The 15519-nt window shown below is 51.4% G+C and carries 13 protein-coding genes; 3 read left to right on the top strand and 10 right to left on the bottom strand.

From position 1 onward, the window contains the following. Positions 1-127 precede the first annotated feature (127 nt). From AC0WRU_RS04115 to AC0WRU_RS04105, 3 genes are read left to right on the top strand one after another with little or no spacing between them, the layout of a single operon-like run. A complete protein-coding gene (locus AC0WRU_RS04115; protein WP_476127329.1) occupies positions 128-1108 on the top strand; it encodes an ABC transporter substrate-binding protein in 981 nt (326 codons plus the stop codon). After that, complete coding sequence (locus AC0WRU_RS04110; RefSeq protein ID WP_476127328.1) at positions 1105-2109, top strand: FecCD family ABC transporter permease; 1005 nt, start codon at positions 1105-1107, stop codon at positions 2107-2109. The genes AC0WRU_RS04115 and AC0WRU_RS04110 overlap by 4 nt, the downstream gene beginning before the upstream one ends. Continuing rightward, positions 2106-3083 carry a FecCD family ABC transporter permease gene (locus AC0WRU_RS04105; RefSeq protein ID WP_476127326.1) on the top strand — a complete coding sequence of 326 codons (978 nt, stop codon included), beginning with the start codon at positions 2106-2108 and terminating at the stop codon, positions 3081-3083. The genes AC0WRU_RS04110 and AC0WRU_RS04105 overlap by 4 nt, the downstream gene beginning before the upstream one ends. A gap of 3 nt (positions 3084-3086) precedes the next feature. On the opposite strand, the gene AC0WRU_RS04100 is transcribed toward AC0WRU_RS04105, so the two are convergent. From AC0WRU_RS04100 to AC0WRU_RS04055, 10 genes are all read right to left on the bottom strand, one after another. Next, positions 3087-4322 (bottom strand): serine hydrolase, encoded by a 1236-nt coding sequence (locus AC0WRU_RS04100; protein WP_476127325.1) that lies wholly within the window; start codon positions 4320-4322, stop codon positions 3087-3089. A 258-nt stretch (positions 4323-4580) separates the two neighbouring features. Then, a complete protein-coding gene (purD, locus tag AC0WRU_RS04095) occupies positions 4581-5849 on the bottom strand; it encodes a phosphoribosylamine--glycine ligase (protein ID WP_476127324.1) in 1269 nt (422 codons plus the stop codon). 90 nt (positions 5850-5939) lie between these two features. Continuing rightward, positions 5940-7487: a bifunctional phosphoribosylaminoimidazolecarboxamide formyltransferase/IMP cyclohydrolase gene (purH, locus tag AC0WRU_RS04090; RefSeq protein ID WP_476128562.1), complete on the bottom strand. Its 1548-nt coding sequence runs from the start codon at positions 7485-7487 to the stop codon at positions 5940-5942. A gap of 106 nt (positions 7488-7593) precedes the next feature. Continuing rightward, complete coding sequence (gene purN, locus AC0WRU_RS04085; protein ID WP_476127323.1) at positions 7594-8208, bottom strand: phosphoribosylglycinamide formyltransferase; 615 nt, start codon at positions 8206-8208, stop codon at positions 7594-7596. After that, positions 8208-9248, bottom strand: a complete 1041-nt coding sequence (purM, locus tag AC0WRU_RS04080) for a phosphoribosylformylglycinamidine cyclo-ligase (RefSeq protein ID WP_476127321.1) — start codon at positions 9246-9248, stop codon at positions 8208-8210. The genes purN and purM overlap by 1 nt, the downstream gene beginning before the upstream one ends. A gap of 704 nt (positions 9249-9952) precedes the next feature. Further along, positions 9953-11434, bottom strand: a complete 1482-nt coding sequence (gene purF, locus AC0WRU_RS04075) for an amidophosphoribosyltransferase (RefSeq protein ID WP_476127320.1) — start codon at positions 11432-11434, stop codon at positions 9953-9955. Then, positions 11419-13662: a phosphoribosylformylglycinamidine synthase subunit PurL gene (purL, locus tag AC0WRU_RS04070; RefSeq protein ID WP_476127319.1), complete on the bottom strand. Its 2244-nt coding sequence runs from the start codon at positions 13660-13662 to the stop codon at positions 11419-11421. The genes purF and purL overlap by 16 nt, the downstream gene beginning before the upstream one ends. Then, entirely contained in the window at positions 13640-14329 is a 690-nt protein-coding gene (purQ, locus tag AC0WRU_RS04065; RefSeq protein WP_476127318.1) for a phosphoribosylformylglycinamidine synthase subunit PurQ, read from the bottom strand. Before purQ ends, purL begins: the two co-directional genes overlap by 23 nt. Positions 14330-14333: 4 nt before the next feature. Beyond that, positions 14334-14579, bottom strand: a complete 246-nt coding sequence (purS, locus tag AC0WRU_RS04060; protein WP_013308797.1) for a phosphoribosylformylglycinamidine synthase subunit PurS — start codon at positions 14577-14579, stop codon at positions 14334-14336. Between the two features lie 58 nt (positions 14580-14637). Beyond that, complete coding sequence (locus tag AC0WRU_RS04055; protein ID WP_476127317.1) at positions 14638-15519, bottom strand: phosphoribosylaminoimidazolesuccinocarboxamide synthase; 882 nt, start codon at positions 15517-15519, stop codon at positions 14638-14640.

Below are 15519 nucleotides of genomic sequence, written 5' to 3'. Positions count from 1 at the left end.
ATGGTTTAAATGATCACATTATTTACGTCCCTCCTCCCGATTGCTAGAATGATCAACAGTTGACTAATTGATAATGATTATCAGTTTCTCTGGTAAGCATACTTTGTAACGGAAACGGGGGACAACCATGGCAACACCAAAACAACCACTACGCACAGGCATGCTGCTTGCAGCGATCCTTACGCTGCTGACCGTCATTATGGCGGGATGTGGAAGCCAGGCAAAAGATAACAGCGCCGCAGCACCTCAAGCTACTGGCGACGCCCGAATCATTAAACATGAGATGGGAGAAACCCAAATTACGGGGAAACCGAAAAGAATCGTAACGCTGGAATTCTCTTTTGTCGATGCGTCAACCCAACTGGGCGTAACACCTGTAGGGATAGCTCAGGAAAATGACGATGATATTGATGGACTGCTCGGCAAAAAAATCGACTTCACGCCTGTAGGTACACGCAAGCAGCCGAACCTGGAAACGATCAGTTCCTTGAAGCCGGATTTGATTATTGCCGATCTGAACCGTCATAAAAGCATATACAAAGAACTGAGCGAGATTGCTCCGACGATTGTTCTGAAAAGCAGGAATTCCTCCTATGAACAAAACCTGGCATCCTTCGGTGTCATTGCCGATGCATTGGACGAGAAGGAAAAAGGTGAACAGATTCTAGCTGCTCATAAAGCTAAAATGGAAAAGCTGGAACAAGGAGTAAAAGCTGGTGAGCCACGCAGTGTACTGGTCGGGGTATTTCGCTCCGATTCACTGACTGGTCATGCTGCATCTTCCTTTGATGGACAACTACTGGAGCAAGCGGGCATCCATAATGCCCTTCAAAATACAAGCGAACCTACCGTCAAGCTGACGCTGGAGCAGATAGCACAAGCCGATCCGGATGTAATCTTTATGGCTGAAGCTGATGAGAAGCTGATTACGGAATGGAAACAAAATCCGTTATGGCAAAACATCACGGCCGTCAAAAAAGGGGAAGTTTACGAAGTGAACCGGGCACTGTGGACCCGGTATCGTGGACTCGGCTCAGCCGAGAAAATACTGGAGCAAGCTATTTCGCTTCTGTATCCCGCGCAAAGTAAAGGAGATGGCTCCCGTTGATCGGACAGGCCTCACGCGACCGGCTAAATAAGCCGGTCTTCTTTGCACTTATTGCTGCGCTGCTGGCCGGACTGTTGCTGAGCGTGGCGATTGGTCCGGTCAGGATGGATATCCCCACCATGCTGACCGCGCTGTTCACCGAGCATCCGTCCAAGGATCAGCTCATTATCCTGACGGTTCGCCTGCCGCGTGCCGTCATTGGCCTGATCGTCGGGGCCGGACTCGCCGTGGCCGGAGCGCTGATGCAGGCCATTACACGCAACCCGCTGGCTTCACCGCAGGTGTTCGGGGTCAGCTCGGGTGCTTCGCTGGCCGTCGTGCTGTCGGTCGTGCTGCTGCCGAATATCGGATCGTCCGGCAGCATTTATTTTGCTTTTGCCGGGGCCATCGCAGGCGGTTCCTTCGTATATACGCTGGCGGGAACGGCAGGTATGACACCGGTCAAGCTGGCCTTGGCAGGAATGGCGGTGCATCTGCTGCTGGCCTCCGTCACCCAAGGGCTGCTCGTGTTCAACGAGCAAATATCCGACGTGCTGTACTGGCTCGCAGGAGCCATCGACGGGTCCACTTGGGCCGATACGCGTCTGGTGCTGCCATGGTTCACCATCGGCATGATCCTTGCACTGGCGCTGGCCCCCTCGCTGTCTGTGCTGAGTCTCGGTATGGAGGTCGCACAGGGATTGGGGCAAAATGTACGCCTCGTTCGGCTACTTGCCTCTGTCTCGGTGATTATGCTGGCAGGCTCTGCTGTTGCGGTAGCGGGCTCCATCGGCTTTGTCGGCCTGATGGTGCCTAACATCATCAAGATATTCACGGGCGATAATTACAAGCGAGTCATTCCCCTGTCTGCCATCTGCGGGGCCCTGCTGCTGACATACGCCGATGTGTTGGGACGATTTATCGCGTTTCCTTACGAATCGCCCGTTGGAATTGTAACCGCGCTGGTGGGTGCGCCCTTCTTTTTGTATCTGGCGCATAAGAACGGGAGGGCTTCACGATGAAAAAGCTGTGGATTTTACTCGCGCTGACGCTGGGTATTTCTTTTGTCGCCCTCGGCGTAGGCAGCACCTACATTACACCTGCCGAGCTGATCGGCGCCCTGACGAACCATGATGCCACGTCATGGTTCGTCGTTCACCACTATCGGCTGCCGCGCGGGCTGCTGGCGATTATGGCCGGAGCAGGACTGGCAGTTGCCGGGGTGCTGCTGCAAGGCATGATCCGCAACCCGCTCGCTTCGCCAGACGTGGTGGGCGTATCGAAGGGAGCTGGCTTCGCGGCGGTTCTCGTCATCGTGCTGCTGCCCTCTTCCCCGGTGGCACTGCTCCCTGTGGCGGCCCTTGCCGGGGCCGGGCTTGCCGCGTTGCTGCTCGTGCAGCTCTCGATGAAAGGCGGCATGCGCCCCAATATGCTGGCCTTGACCGGGCTGGCGGTGGGCGCTATTTTTCAGGCTGCGACCGATTATATTCTCGTCAAATATCCGCTCGAAGCCAGCGATACACTGACTTGGCTGGCTGGAAGCCTGTGGGGTAAAGGCTGGGATGAAGTATACGGGCTACTGCCGTGGCTGGTCGTGCTGTTGCCTCTCGCCTATACCCTACAGCGCAAGCTGGACATTATGAGCCTTGACGAAGAAAGCTCGGCGGGGCTTGGACTTAGCGTGAAGCGTGTCCGCACAGGACTGCTGGCCGTATCTGTCGCCCTGGCTGCATCCTGTGTCGCTGCCATCGGCTCCATCGGCTTTATCGGCCTGCTGGCACCGCATCTGGCGAGACGGCTGTTGGGTAACCGCCACCGCTATCTGCTGCCCGGCGCAGCCATGATCGGCGCTCTGATTCTCGTTCTCGCTGATGCGCTGGGACGGGGCTTGAAGCCGCCGCTCGAAATTCCCGCAGGCATCGTGACAGCCATTATTGGCGCACCGTACTTTCTGTATTTGTTGCTACGGGAACGCAAGCAAAAAGGCAACGGGTAGGGGTTATATTTCCAACTGTACACCAATGCGCTGATTGATTTCTTTTCTGAACGATTCATCACGCAATAGCCGCTCTTTAAATTCATTCATCATATTTTGCAAGGAGGCATTCGTGAACGGGTCCAGGTCGTTAAAGAAGACCGCCATCTCCGTCGAATGTCCTCCCTTGTCCATCGCATACATAGCCAGGGTGAGGACATATGCGGTAGATCCGCCCTTTTGCCCAAAATGTTTCAGCCATTCCTGATTTTCCGGATGATTCATCAGTTGCTCCATGACCTCAGACAATAATTTTTGCTCGGCTTTCGTAAAGCCTTGACGGCTGTTCAGCCTACTCATCAAGGACGCATAATCCGCCGTCGTCGAAGCTATAAAACGGTCCGTATTCATTTGACCAAATTCCCGATCATACCATGTCGCGATAGCGGCATTTTTCTTATATGAACCACTTGTATCACGAGCCAGCTTGTTATGGATCATCTGAGCATGTTGGCGGAACTCTACGTCAGACATCGCTTGAACGGCTGCTTTGGCGGAATTGCTATTTCTTGCACCGTCCCATGCCCGTCCCTGAGCCTCCCTCATCCATTCGTAAGGAATCAGAATTGAAGATACAAATGGATAAATTGGATCATGGTCCTGGAGCCCCAAGGTAGTTTTTGTTTGGTTAATCTGTTCCAAGCCCAGTCTGTCCATTAAATACTCGGTATTGGCATTGGAGCTAAACCGAATCATACCTTTGGCAACTTCGCGCAGAGGCACGGTTCCGTTCTTCAACCGTCCTTTGGCTTCCATATCCTTCAACCATGCCGGATGTTCGCCACCATCCAGACGCGGTAGATAGAACCGCTCCAGCGCAGTCAGCTTGATCCGTTCATCCGGGTTAATTGTACCTGCCGCAGCCTGCTTGGCATATTCAACCGCAATGACCGTCTTGACCGTACTCGCCAAGGGCATCATCCGGTTTTCCTCACGGCCTGCCAGCTTCTTTCCATCCCTCAGAATCGTAATGGATGCTTTCTCTGGATGTTCCTCCAAAAAGCGTAGCACGCGATGGGCGCTATCCCGCTCAATCGTTTCATCCTTAGCGTCAGCTGCAATGGCGGTTGCGGGTCGAACAGTATCCGGGGTATTAGCCATTCTGTCTTGCTTCGATGATGGCAATCCCACGGCCAAGCCAATCATGATGACTACCGCAGCCAAGCTCACTACTATGATCACAAGCTGCTTTCGTTTCACTATAAACCTCCCCCCGTATGCACTCAGCACACAGGTTTATTTTCCCATTTTTAACCTTCAGCTTCTATTGTAAACGAAAACAAAGCGCAAAAAGTTTCATTGCATGTCATATTTGCAAATAAATTCAAAAAGGAGAGCCATCCTGCATATAACACAGGTTGACTCTCCTTTCAGTTTTGTTTTTTTAATCCTATAGGATACTTTTGTCAAACGAAAAAAAGAGAACCCCGATGAGGTTCCCTTAATCTTGCAAAGACACTACTGTAGCAGTGCTTTTGCCGCAATATCCGTACGGTTTTGCTTGCCTTCAAAGGTAATATGTGCCGCCTGTTCATACGCCTTGTCCCGCGCTTGGGCAATATCACGTCCCAAGCCGACCACGCCCAGCACACGTCCGCCGTTTGTGACCCACTCGCCCTGTTCATTGATGCCTGTACCGGCATGAAACACGGTGGCTTCATTCGCCTGATCCAGTCCGTGGATCGGCACCCCTTTGGCGTACGTACCGGGATAGCCCCCGGAAGCCAACACCACACATACCGCCGCTTCATCTTTCCACTCAATCTCTACCTGGTCCAGCGTGCCATTCACAGCAGCCAGGAAAATATCAAGCAGATCAGATTTTAGCCGTGGCAGTACAACCTGCGTTTCCGGATCACCGAAGCGTGCGTTAAACTCAATCGTCTTCGGCTTACCGTCCGGAGAAATCATCAATCCCGCGAATAAAACGCCCCGGAACGGACGACCTTCAGCCACCATCGCTTTTGCCGTCGGCTTAATGATGGTCTCAATGGCTTCCTCAATAATCGAATTGGCTATATGCGGTAATGGGGAATACGTGCCCATCCCCCCCGTATTCGGCCCTTTGTCACCATCAAAAATAGGCTTATGATCTTGCGCCGCTGCCATCGGGCGAACCGTTTCACCATCCACAAAGGAAAGAATCGACATTTCCTGTCCGGCCAGAAACTCCTCGATCACAACCTGCGCCCCAGCTTCACCGAACACCTTTGTTACCATAATGTCGGATAAAGCCTTTTCCGCTTCCTCCATCGAGTAAGCGACCGTTACTCCTTTGCCTGCTGCCAGTCCGTCTGCCTTGATGACGATCGGAATTGGTTGTTCCTTCAAGTAAGCATGTGCTTCCTCGTAGGTATAAAACTTGCGATAGGTCGCTGTCGGAATATGGTATTTGTGCAGCAGATCCTTCATGAAGATTTTGCTGCCTTCAATTTCCGCTGCATTTTTACGCGGTCCGAATACCGGAATGCCTTTCGCTTCAAAAGCATCCACAATTCCGTCTGCCAGCGGATCATCGGGGCCAACCACAACAAGTCCGACCTTTTTGGATTCCGCCAGCTCTGTCAACGCGTTAAAATCACTCACCGGAATCGGTACGCACTCCGCCAACTGCCCGATGCCGGCATTGCCCGGCGCGCAGTAGATTTGTCCGGCCTTGGGGCTTTTTTTCAGTGCCCACACAATCGCATGCTCGCGGCCGCCCCCACCGATAACCAAAATATCCATTCAGGTGATTCCTCCCGCTCCCGTTATGGTGTCAAGATTTTGCAAAATCCTCGTGTGAGAGAATGCTGCTGCATTCTCAGCTAATACAAGCTAGTGTTTGAAATGACGCACGCCTGTGAAGACCATCGCAATGCCGTGTTCGTTAGCAACCTTGATGGATTCTTCGTCCTTGATGGAGCCGCCCGGCTGAATAACTGCCGTAATGCCTGCTTGGGCTGCCAGCTCCAGCGTATCGCCCATCGGGAAAAATGCATCGGAAGCCAGCACAGCACCCTTTGCTTTTTCTCCAGCCTGCTCAATAGCGATTTTAGCCGCTCCGACACGGTTCATTTGTCCCGCGCCCACGCCAATAGTCATATTGTCTGCTGCCAGTACGATGGCATTGGACTTCACATGCTTAACCACTTTCCAGCTAAACAAAAGCTGTTTCAGTTCTTCCTCGGAAGGCGCACGATCTGTCACTACGGTAAGCGCGTCCGGGTCTACAGCGTGAATGTCGTTCTGCTGAACAACCATGCCGCCTTCAATGGAAGTAACTACGAAACGGCCCTCAGCCTGTTCAGATGTGGACAACTCGCCCAGATCGAGCAAACGGATGTTTTTCTTTTTCGTCAAAATCTCCAGTGCTTCTTCCGTAAAGCCCGGTGCCTGTACAATTTCCAAAAAGATTTCGCTCAGCTTCTTCGCTGTATCTCCGTCAATAATCCGGTTAGCCGCTACGATGCCGCCAAAAATGGAAGTTGGATCAGCCGCATACGCCTTGCTGTACGCTTCATAAATGCTGCCGCCGATTCCCACGCCGCAAGGATTCATATGCTTAACAGCTACCACTGCTGGCTCGCTGAATTCTTTAACAATTTGCAGGGCCGCATTAGCATCGTTGATATTATTGTAGGACAGTTCCTTGCCGTGAAGCTGCTTCGCTGTCGTCAGTGTACCCTTGGCCGCCAACGGCTGACGGTAGAATGCTGCCTGCTGATGCGGATTCTCGCCATAGCGCAAATCCTGAATTTTTTCATAGGTTACCGTGTAACGCTCAGGCAAAGGCTCGCCTGTCACATTCGACAAATAATCGGAGATGAGCGCGTCGTATGAGGCTGTATGACGGAAAACCTTTGCTGCCAAACGCTTACGAGTATTCAGCTCGGTATCGCCATCCTTGCGGATTTCGTCCAGCACTGTACTGTAATCGTCCGCATCTACTACCACACTTACGAATGCATGGTTTTTTGCCGCAGAACGCAGCATAGTTGGACCGCCGATATCAATATTTTCAATCGCGTCCTCATAGGTTACACCGGGTTTGGCGATCGTTTCCGCAAAAGGATACAGATTCACAACGACCAGATCAATATAATCCAGTCCAAGCTCCTTCATCTGACGCTGATGCTCCTCATTATCCCGAACAGCCAGCAGGCCGCTGTGTACCGCAGGATGGAGTGTTTTAACACGTCCGTCCATAATTTCAGGAAATCCTGTTACCTCTGAAATGCCGATGACAGGAATACCCTCCTTCGACAACAAGCTGCTCGTTCCCCCTGTCGAAACGATTTCCACACCCAATTTGGACAACTCGCGGCAAAATTCCACGATCCCCCGTTTATCTGATACGCTGACAAGCGCTCTTTTAATACTCACCATTTCTCCTCCTTTAGCTCTTTATCAATTTATTTCCCGAGAAATATCGGAAAATGCCTATACGGCATCCTTGATATGACAATGATATGACAAATTACAATCATCTTTAGAGAAGTGAAATCACCTTACGGCCATCCAATTGAATTTTGCCTTGAGCCAGTCTGCCAACCACCTCTGGATATAATTGACGTTCCACGGATTGAATGGCTGCGGATAAGGATTCCGCTGTATCATGGTCGTGTACTTCTACGACACGCTGGGCAATAATTGCTCCCGTATCCATCCCCCCGTCCACAAAATGAACGGTAACTCCACTTACCTTGACTCCATAGGCCAATGCCTGTCCAACAGCATCTTTCCCTGGAAATGCAGGAAGTAGCGACGGATGAATATTGATGATTTTTCCGGCGTAGGCATCCACCATGACACTGGATAGCAAACGCATATAGCCTGCTAACACGATGAGATCAATGGAATTCTGCTCCAGCAAAGCCACCAGTTCCCGCTCATAATCTTCGCGGGAAGCATATTCCTTGGGTCGAAAAGTATGACACGCAATTCCGGCTTTCTGTGCTCTGGCTACGGCAGGAGCCGCAGGCTTGTCACAGATCAGCAGTTCCACCGTTGCTCCGCCCAGTTCTTCTCTCGTAGCCGCATCCACCAATGACTGAAAATTCGTTCCTTCACCTGACGCAAAAACAGCAACCCGGTAATCCTTCATTACACCTTGGCTCCCGTAAAGGTCACGATAGAACTGCCTTCCGTTACTTTTCCGATAATATAAGCGGCTTCGCCCTGTTCTTTCAGAACTTCCAGCGCAGCCTGTGCATGCTCTTCGCCTACAACGATAACCATTCCAATTCCCATATTAAAGGTTGTGAACATGTCTTTGTTGGAGATTGCGCCTTTTTCCTGCATAAGCTGGAAGATCGGCAGAATCGGCCAAGCGCCGTATTCTATATCCACATTAACGTGATCCGGCAGCACTCTAGGGATATTCTCGATAAAACCGCCGCCCGTGATATGCGCCATGCCTTTTACCTTTACCTTGTCCAGCAAAGCCAAAACGGATTTCACATAAATTTTCGTTGGCTCCAGCAGTACATCACCCAGTTTGCCGTTCAAGCCTTCGATTTCATCATGCAGACTGTATCCATGCTGTTCCAACAACAGCTTGCGAACGAGTGAGAAGCCATTACTGTGTACTCCGCTGGAGGCCAGTCCGATAACTGTATCTCCGGGAGCAATGGAACTGCCGTTAATGATCTTGCTTTTATCTACAATCCCGACCGTAAATCCGGCAATATCATATTCACCTTCGCTGTACATCCCCGGCATTTCTGCTGTTTCACCGCCGACAAGCGCACAACCGGACTGATGACAGCCCTCTGCGATTCCGGCAACAATAGCTTCGATTTTCTCAGGTATAACCTTGTCACAAGCGAGGTAGTCGAGAAAAAAGAGCGGCTCTGCGCCCCCGACGACAATGTCGTTCACACACATCGCAACCGCATCAATACCAATGGTGTCATGACGATCCATCGCGAAAGCAAGCTTCAGCTTCGTACCGACTCCATCTGTACCGGAAACGAGTACAGGCTCCTCGTACTTATCCTTATTCAGGCCGAACAACGCACCGAATCCGCCCAAATCCGTCAGCACTTCGGGACGGAAGGTACGTTTGACGTGCTTTTTCATCCGTTCTACTGCTTCATTACCGGCAGCGATATCTACCCCTGCGTTTTTGTATGCTTCGGACATTCATAAACACTCCTTCAAATGATTGACCCTCCTAAGTCCTCCCTAATAGGGAGGATTCCATGGGGCTGCTCCCCCTGAACCCCTCAAGAGTCGGTTAGATGCGTAGGGTTGGTGTTGCTTGGTGATTGGTTCGTGCTAGGAGTCGCGTGTTGTCCTTTGTGATCGGCGGATCATCCCGCCAATCACAAAGGACACGCTTGGCTGCGTAGCCGCCTGAGGCGGCGGGGCACGTCCCGGGCTGTTTGCTTCGCAAAGGCGGGGACGTGCCAGGGCTAGGAAGTAAGCAGCGCCAAAGGCTGGCTTACTTTCTAGCCCTCAGGTTTGAGGCAGGTAGCTTCGCCAACCTGCTATGGAGCTTCGCTCTGCTCGCTCATGGGCGGCTCCGCAGGCCGCCCCTTTAAAAACTCATGGCATGAAATAGTTATGCCATGAGTTTTTAACTACCTTACCTATCCTCTTCCCCGTGGGAACAAAAGAGGTACAGGCACTGCTGCAAAATGCTGCACACCTGAGGAACGCAGCGGGTGGAAGGATTCTGGAGAAGCGAAGCGTTCGCCTTTGCCGCTGGATTCCAACCCTATAAGGGGTTATTCCAATCCAGGAATCCAGTGGCAACAGCGATCGTAAGAACCTTCCACTCGCGGAGTGGCCCCCTCAGAACCGCCATCCCCACACCTGCCATGCACCTCTTTTGTTCCCTTTTCTCAACAACTACATCCGAGCTTTTCTTCGCCTTTGAAATCTACCTGAGTCGGGTAATCATTATCGAAGCAGGCCAGGCACAAGCCGCCTTTGTAATCCTCTTCGTTATGTCCGCCCACAGCGGCGATCAAGCCCTCGGCGCTCATAAAATAGAGCGAATCGGCGTTAATCTCCTGGCGGATTTCCTCGACGGTTTTGGACGACGCGATCAGTTCCCGGCGATCCGGCGTGTCGATGCCGTAGAAGCACGGGTTTTTGAAAGGCGGCGAGGTGATACGTACATGTACCTCTAGCGCCCCCGCATCCCGTAGCATATTCACGATTCGACGGGATGTGGTGCCCCGCACAATGGAATCGTCGATCATGATCACCCGTTTACCTTCGACAACACGGCGTACGGCGCTCAGCTTCATTTTCACACCCTGCTCGCGCAGCTCCTGACTCGGTTGAATGAAGGTACGTCCGGTGTATTTATTTTTAATCATGCCCAATTCATAAGGAATACCTGTCTGCTCTGCATAACCAATCGCCGCAGAAATACTGGAATCCGGTACCCCGGTAACCAAATCAGCATCGACAAAAGCTTCCAAAGCCATCTGGCTACCCATACGTTTACGTGCAGCATGAAGATTAGAACCATTCAAGTCACTGTCAGGACGGGCAAAATAAATATATTCCATCGCGCACAGCGCTTTACGATGCTTGCCTTCACTGTAACGGTCTTCGTGCAGTCCATTTTTGTCCAACACCAACAGCTCACCCGGCTCGATATCACGCAATAGCTCTGCTCCAATCGTTTCCAAAGCACAGGTTTCGGAAGCAAACAAATATGCATCACCTAATCTGCCCATCGTCAAAGGACGCAAGCCATTGGGATCGGAAGCTACCAGCAGTTTATCGTTGGTCATAATGAGAAAAGCAAACCCACCGACAATACGCTTCAATGCATCCTTGGCGGCTTCCACCAAATCCTTGGACGACCGGGCGATCAAATGCGCCACGACCTCTGTATCGCTGGTCGTTTGAAAAATAGACCCGCCCTGCTCCAGCTCATGCCGGATTTGCAAGGCATTCACGATATTCCCGTTCGTCGCTACCGCCAGATCGCCATCACGATACTTGAACACCAAGGGCTGTGCATTCGTCAGCTTACTGTCTCCACTTGTCGAGTAGCGCACATGTCCTATGGCAATGTCGCCTGTCAGCGAAGCCATCAAATCTTTATTGAACACTTCTTTAACAAGGCCCATTCCACGATGATAATGGAACTCATCTCCACTGCTCACACAAATGCCCGCGCTTTCCTCCCCACGATGCTGGAGTGCATGCAATCCGTAATATGCTAGAGAAGCAGCATCGGAGTGCCTGTACACTCCGAATACGCCGCATTCCTCTTTTAATTTATCAAACAGCCCCTCTTTACCAGAGCCTTCATTATAATAATCTCCAGTCCACAACGTCCGTGCTGTTATTTCATCAGACATGGAATGACATCCTCCCAGATTTGCTTCAAACTGGCGACTGCCTCGTTCAAAGCGGGTTGTCCGTTCACCTCAACTGTCAATTGTGATCCTTCAACTTTTCCCAATACGGTAACTGGCACTCCCAAACCACGCAGATGTGCTTCCAGCGCAGACGCTTGATCTGGCGATGCAGATAACAAAATGCGGGACTGACTTTCGCTAAACAAAGCATGGTCAGGACGCAAGGTCGTTTCTACGTTGACCTGTGCTCCCAATCCGCCGCTAATTCCAGATTCCGCAAGCGCTACAGCCAATCCGCCCTCTGCCAGATCATGCGCAGATTGTACCAAGCCTGATTGGATGGCGCTAAGCACCGCATTCAGCAGCTTTTTCTCCACGTTCAAATCCAGCTCAGGCGGTCGTCCTTCGGATACACCGTGTACGACAGCTTGGAACTCACTGCCTCCCAGCTCGGCCTTCGTTTCTCCCACCAGGACAATCACGTCACCTTCGGCTTTAAAGCCTTGTGTCGTAATATGATCCGTATCATGCACCAGACCTACCATGCCGACAACCGGCGTCGGATAGATGGAACCTTTGGCATTTTCGTTGTACAAGCTGACGTTGCCCCCGATGACAGGTGTATCCAGTACGCGGCAAGCTTCTGCCATCCCGTCTACAGCTTTTTCCATTTGCCAGAAAATATCCGGTTTTTCAGGATTACCGAAATTCAGGTTATCCGTAATCGCCAGTGGCTCGCCGCCGGAGCATACAATATTACGTGCTGCTTCGCTGACCGCAATCCGTCCGCCTACCTCTGGATCAAGGTATACATAACGTCCGTTACAGTCCGTCGTCATGGCAAGTCCCTTGCGGGTTCCGCGCACGGTCACTACTGCCGCATCCGAGCCCGGACGAACGGCCGTGCTGGTGCGAACCATGTAATCATACTGCTCATATACCCATTTCTTACTGGCTACACTTGGCGAAGACAGCACCTTTTTCAGCGCACCGTTCAAATCCGTCACTTCTGCATAACGCAGTGTGTCAATGGCAGCGTTCTGCTCATAATAAGCTGGAACTTCAGAAGGCTTATCGTAAATCGGACACTCGTCCACCAGCGCCGTTACTGGCATGTCACCCACCACTTCATCATGATGGAACAAACGCAAACGTCCGTCATCCGTCACTTTACCGACCTTGGCACAAATCACACCCCAGCGCTCGAAAATTTCCAGTGCCTGTGCTTCATCCTTAGGCTCTACTACGAACAGCATCCGTTCCTGTGATTCAGACAGCATCATTTCATAAGATGTCATGCCCTCTTCGCGCTGCGGTACCCGATCCAGATACAGCTCAAGGCCGTTGCCAGCCTTACTCGCCATCTCCGCGCTGGAGCAGGTAAGTCCTGCGGCACCCATATCCTGAATACCCAGCACAATACCGCTGTCGATCAGCTCCAGACATGATTCCATAACCAGCTTCTCCATAAAAGGATCGCCTACTTGAACCGCAGTCCGGTTCGCTTCAGATTCCTCTGTCAGCTCAACCGATGCGAATGTCGCTCCGTGAATCCCATCACGACCTGTCGGCGGGCCCACATAGAACACCGGGTTACCGACCCCTTTAGCAACACCACGCTGGATTTTATCATGGTCAATCAGTCCGACACACATTGCATTAACGAGTGGATTGCCTTCGTAGCTTTCATCGAATACAACCTCGCCGCCTACCGTCGGAATACCGATACAGTTCCCGTATCCGGCAATACCGGATACCACATGCTCGAACAAATATTTCACACGGTCGCTCTCCAGCTTGCCAAAACGCAGAGAATTCAGCACCGCCACAGGTCTTGCACCCATGGAGAATATATCACGGATGATGCCGCCTACCCCTGTCGCTGCCCCCTGAAAAGGTTCTACAGCCGACGGATGGTTATGACTTTCGATTTTAAATACAACTGCCTGGTTATCACCGATATCTACAATCCCTGCGCCCTCACCCGGTCCCATCAGAACTCGTGGGCCACTCGTTGGAAAACGTCGCAGCAACGGCTTGGAGTTTTTGTAAGCACAATGCTCTGACCACATGACACTGAATACGCCAATCTCCGTATAATTCGGCTGACGTCCCATGAATTCACAGATCAACGCATATTCGCTGTCCGACACACCCATCTGCTGATACAGTTTATGCTCGGCAATCTGCTCTGCCGTTGGTTCCTTAGCGGACACTTGCTGCGCCATGTCGATCCCTCCAAGCGTTCAAAATAGATGTAAACATGCGTTTACCGTCATCCGTTCCAAGCAATGCGTCCACCGCGCGTTCCGGGTGGGGCATCATGCCCAGTACGTTACCTTGCTCGTTACAAATCCCTGCGATATCCGTCATGGAACCGTTGGGATTATCTTTATACGTAAATACGATCTGGTTATTCGCCTGCAAGCGAGCCAGCGTCTCATCATCACAGTAATAGTTGCCTTCGCCGTGTGCGATCGGAATGACGATCTCTTCACCAGCAGCATAATCTTTTGTAAAAGGCGTTTTGTTATTCTCGACCTTTAACACCGTATCACGGCAAAGGAACTTCATCGACAAATTACGACGCAAAGCACCCGGCAACAGCCCGGCTTCGGTCAAAATTTGAAAACCGTTGCAAATACCCAAAATGTATTTGCCCTCGGCAGCCGCTTTGGCTACTTCCTTCATCACCGGGGCAAACCGGGAAATCGCGCCGCAGCGCAGGTAATCCCCGTAGGAGAAGCCTCCTGGAACAAGAATACAATCATAAGGCGACAGATCCGTCGCAGTATGCCAAACATAATCGACAGGTTCACCGACCGTGTCCTCTACCGCCTTATAGCAGTCAATATCACAGTTGGAGCCCGGAAAAACCAGAACTGCAAATTTCATGGAATTAGCCCTCCAGTTCGTAGCGGTAGTCTTCAATGACCGTGTTGGCCAACAGCTTTTCGCACATCTCAATGATGCGCTTTTCAGCACTCTCGCGGTCTGTTGTATCCAGATTCAATTCCATATACTTACCAATTCTGACGCTGTCCACTTCTCCGAAGCCCATAGAATGCAGTGCGCCTTGCACCGCAACCCCTTGCGGGTCCAAAACGCTTTGCTTAATTGTGACATAGACCGTTGCTTTCATCATGTTCCTTCAGTTCCTCCTCCGAATGAGTGAATCCTATTGGTTGAATTATGATTACTATTTACTGTGCCGTCAGACGCCGCCAAATATCCGTATATCTTGCAGTTGTTTCTTCTACGACCTCAGCAGGCAATGGATCGGGCTTGCTGTTCTTGTCCCAACCGGATGCTGCCAAATAGCTTCGCACCGGCTCCTTGTCCATGCTGTCAATCTCGACATCCAGTTCATACTTTTCCTGTGCCCAGAAACGGGATGAATCCGGGGTGAAAATTTCATCAATCAAAATAACCTTTCCATCAACAAGACCAAACTCAAACTTGCAGTCAGCTAAAATAATTCCATGCTTCTCGCAGAAAGCACGCGCAAATTCGTACAATGCCAAGCTTTTTTCCTCAAGCTCGCCTGTCAGTTTAGCCCCGACCAGCTCTTTCATCTGATGGAGAGAAATGTCCTCGTCGTGTCCAACATCATTTTTCGCAGCCGGTGTAAATAAAGGCTTGGGAAAACGCTCATTTTTTCGTAGTCCCTTCGGCAATGGAATCCCGTTCACCTCACCGTTCTGCTCATACTGACGCCAGCCGCCTCCGGTAATATATCCGCGCACCACACACTCAATGTCGATGCGTTCAGCCTTCAGCGTGACCATAATCCGGTCCTTCAGCAACTCTTTATTCTGTTCGTCGATCACATGTCCGAGCTTGTTCACATCGGTGTGCACGACATGGTTTTCCAACAAGTCTTTCGTTTGTTCAAACCAGAAAGCGCTGAGCTTGTTCAGCACATTCCCCTTTTCGGGCACGGGTGGCTCCAGCACATAATCAAAGGCCGAAATCCGGTCCGTCACGACAATCAGAAAATGCTCTCCGAGATCATACAGCTCACGCACCTTGCCTTTGTACAAGAGCGGCGCATGGATCAGACCCTCGGCGGTAGACAATGACAT

The organism is Paenibacillus sp. 1-8 (assembly GCF_056316205.1).
The sequence above is the reverse complement of the archived record's forward strand: the minus strand, read 5'-3'. Positions and strand labels throughout refer to the sequence as shown.

Coding starts and splice junctions, on each gene's coding strand:
- AC0WRU_RS04115 (WP_476127329.1), top strand. CDS start 128: ATGGCAACACCAAAACAACCACTACGCACAGGCATGCTGCTTGCAGCG.
- AC0WRU_RS04105 (WP_476127326.1), top strand. CDS start 2,106: ATGAAAAAGCTGTGGATTTTACTCGCGCTGACGCTGGGTATTTCTTTT.
- purD (WP_476127324.1), bottom strand. CDS start 5,849: ATGGATATTTTGGTTATCGGTGGGGGCGGCCGCGAGCATGCGATTGTG.
- purN (WP_476127323.1), bottom strand. CDS start 8,208: ATGAAGGATTACCGGGTTGCTGTTTTTGCGTCAGGTGAAGGAACGAAT.
- purM (WP_476127321.1), bottom strand. CDS start 9,248: ATGTCCGAAGCATACAAAAACGCAGGGGTAGATATCGCTGCCGGTAAT.
- purF (WP_476127320.1), bottom strand. CDS start 11,434: ATGTCTGATGAAATAACAGCACGGACGTTGTGGACTGGAGATTATTAT.
- purL (WP_476127319.1), bottom strand. CDS start 13,662: ATGGCGCAGCAAGTGTCCGCTAAGGAACCAACGGCAGAGCAGATTGCC.
- purQ (WP_476127318.1), bottom strand. CDS start 14,329: ATGAAATTTGCAGTTCTGGTTTTTCCGGGCTCCAACTGTGATATTGAC.
- purS (WP_013308797.1), bottom strand. CDS start 14,579: ATGATGAAAGCAACGGTCTATGTCACAATTAAGCAAAGCGTTTTGGAC.
- AC0WRU_RS04055 (WP_476127317.1), bottom strand. CDS start 15,519: ATGTCATTGTCTACCGCCGAGGGTCTGATCCATGCGCCGCTCTTGTAC.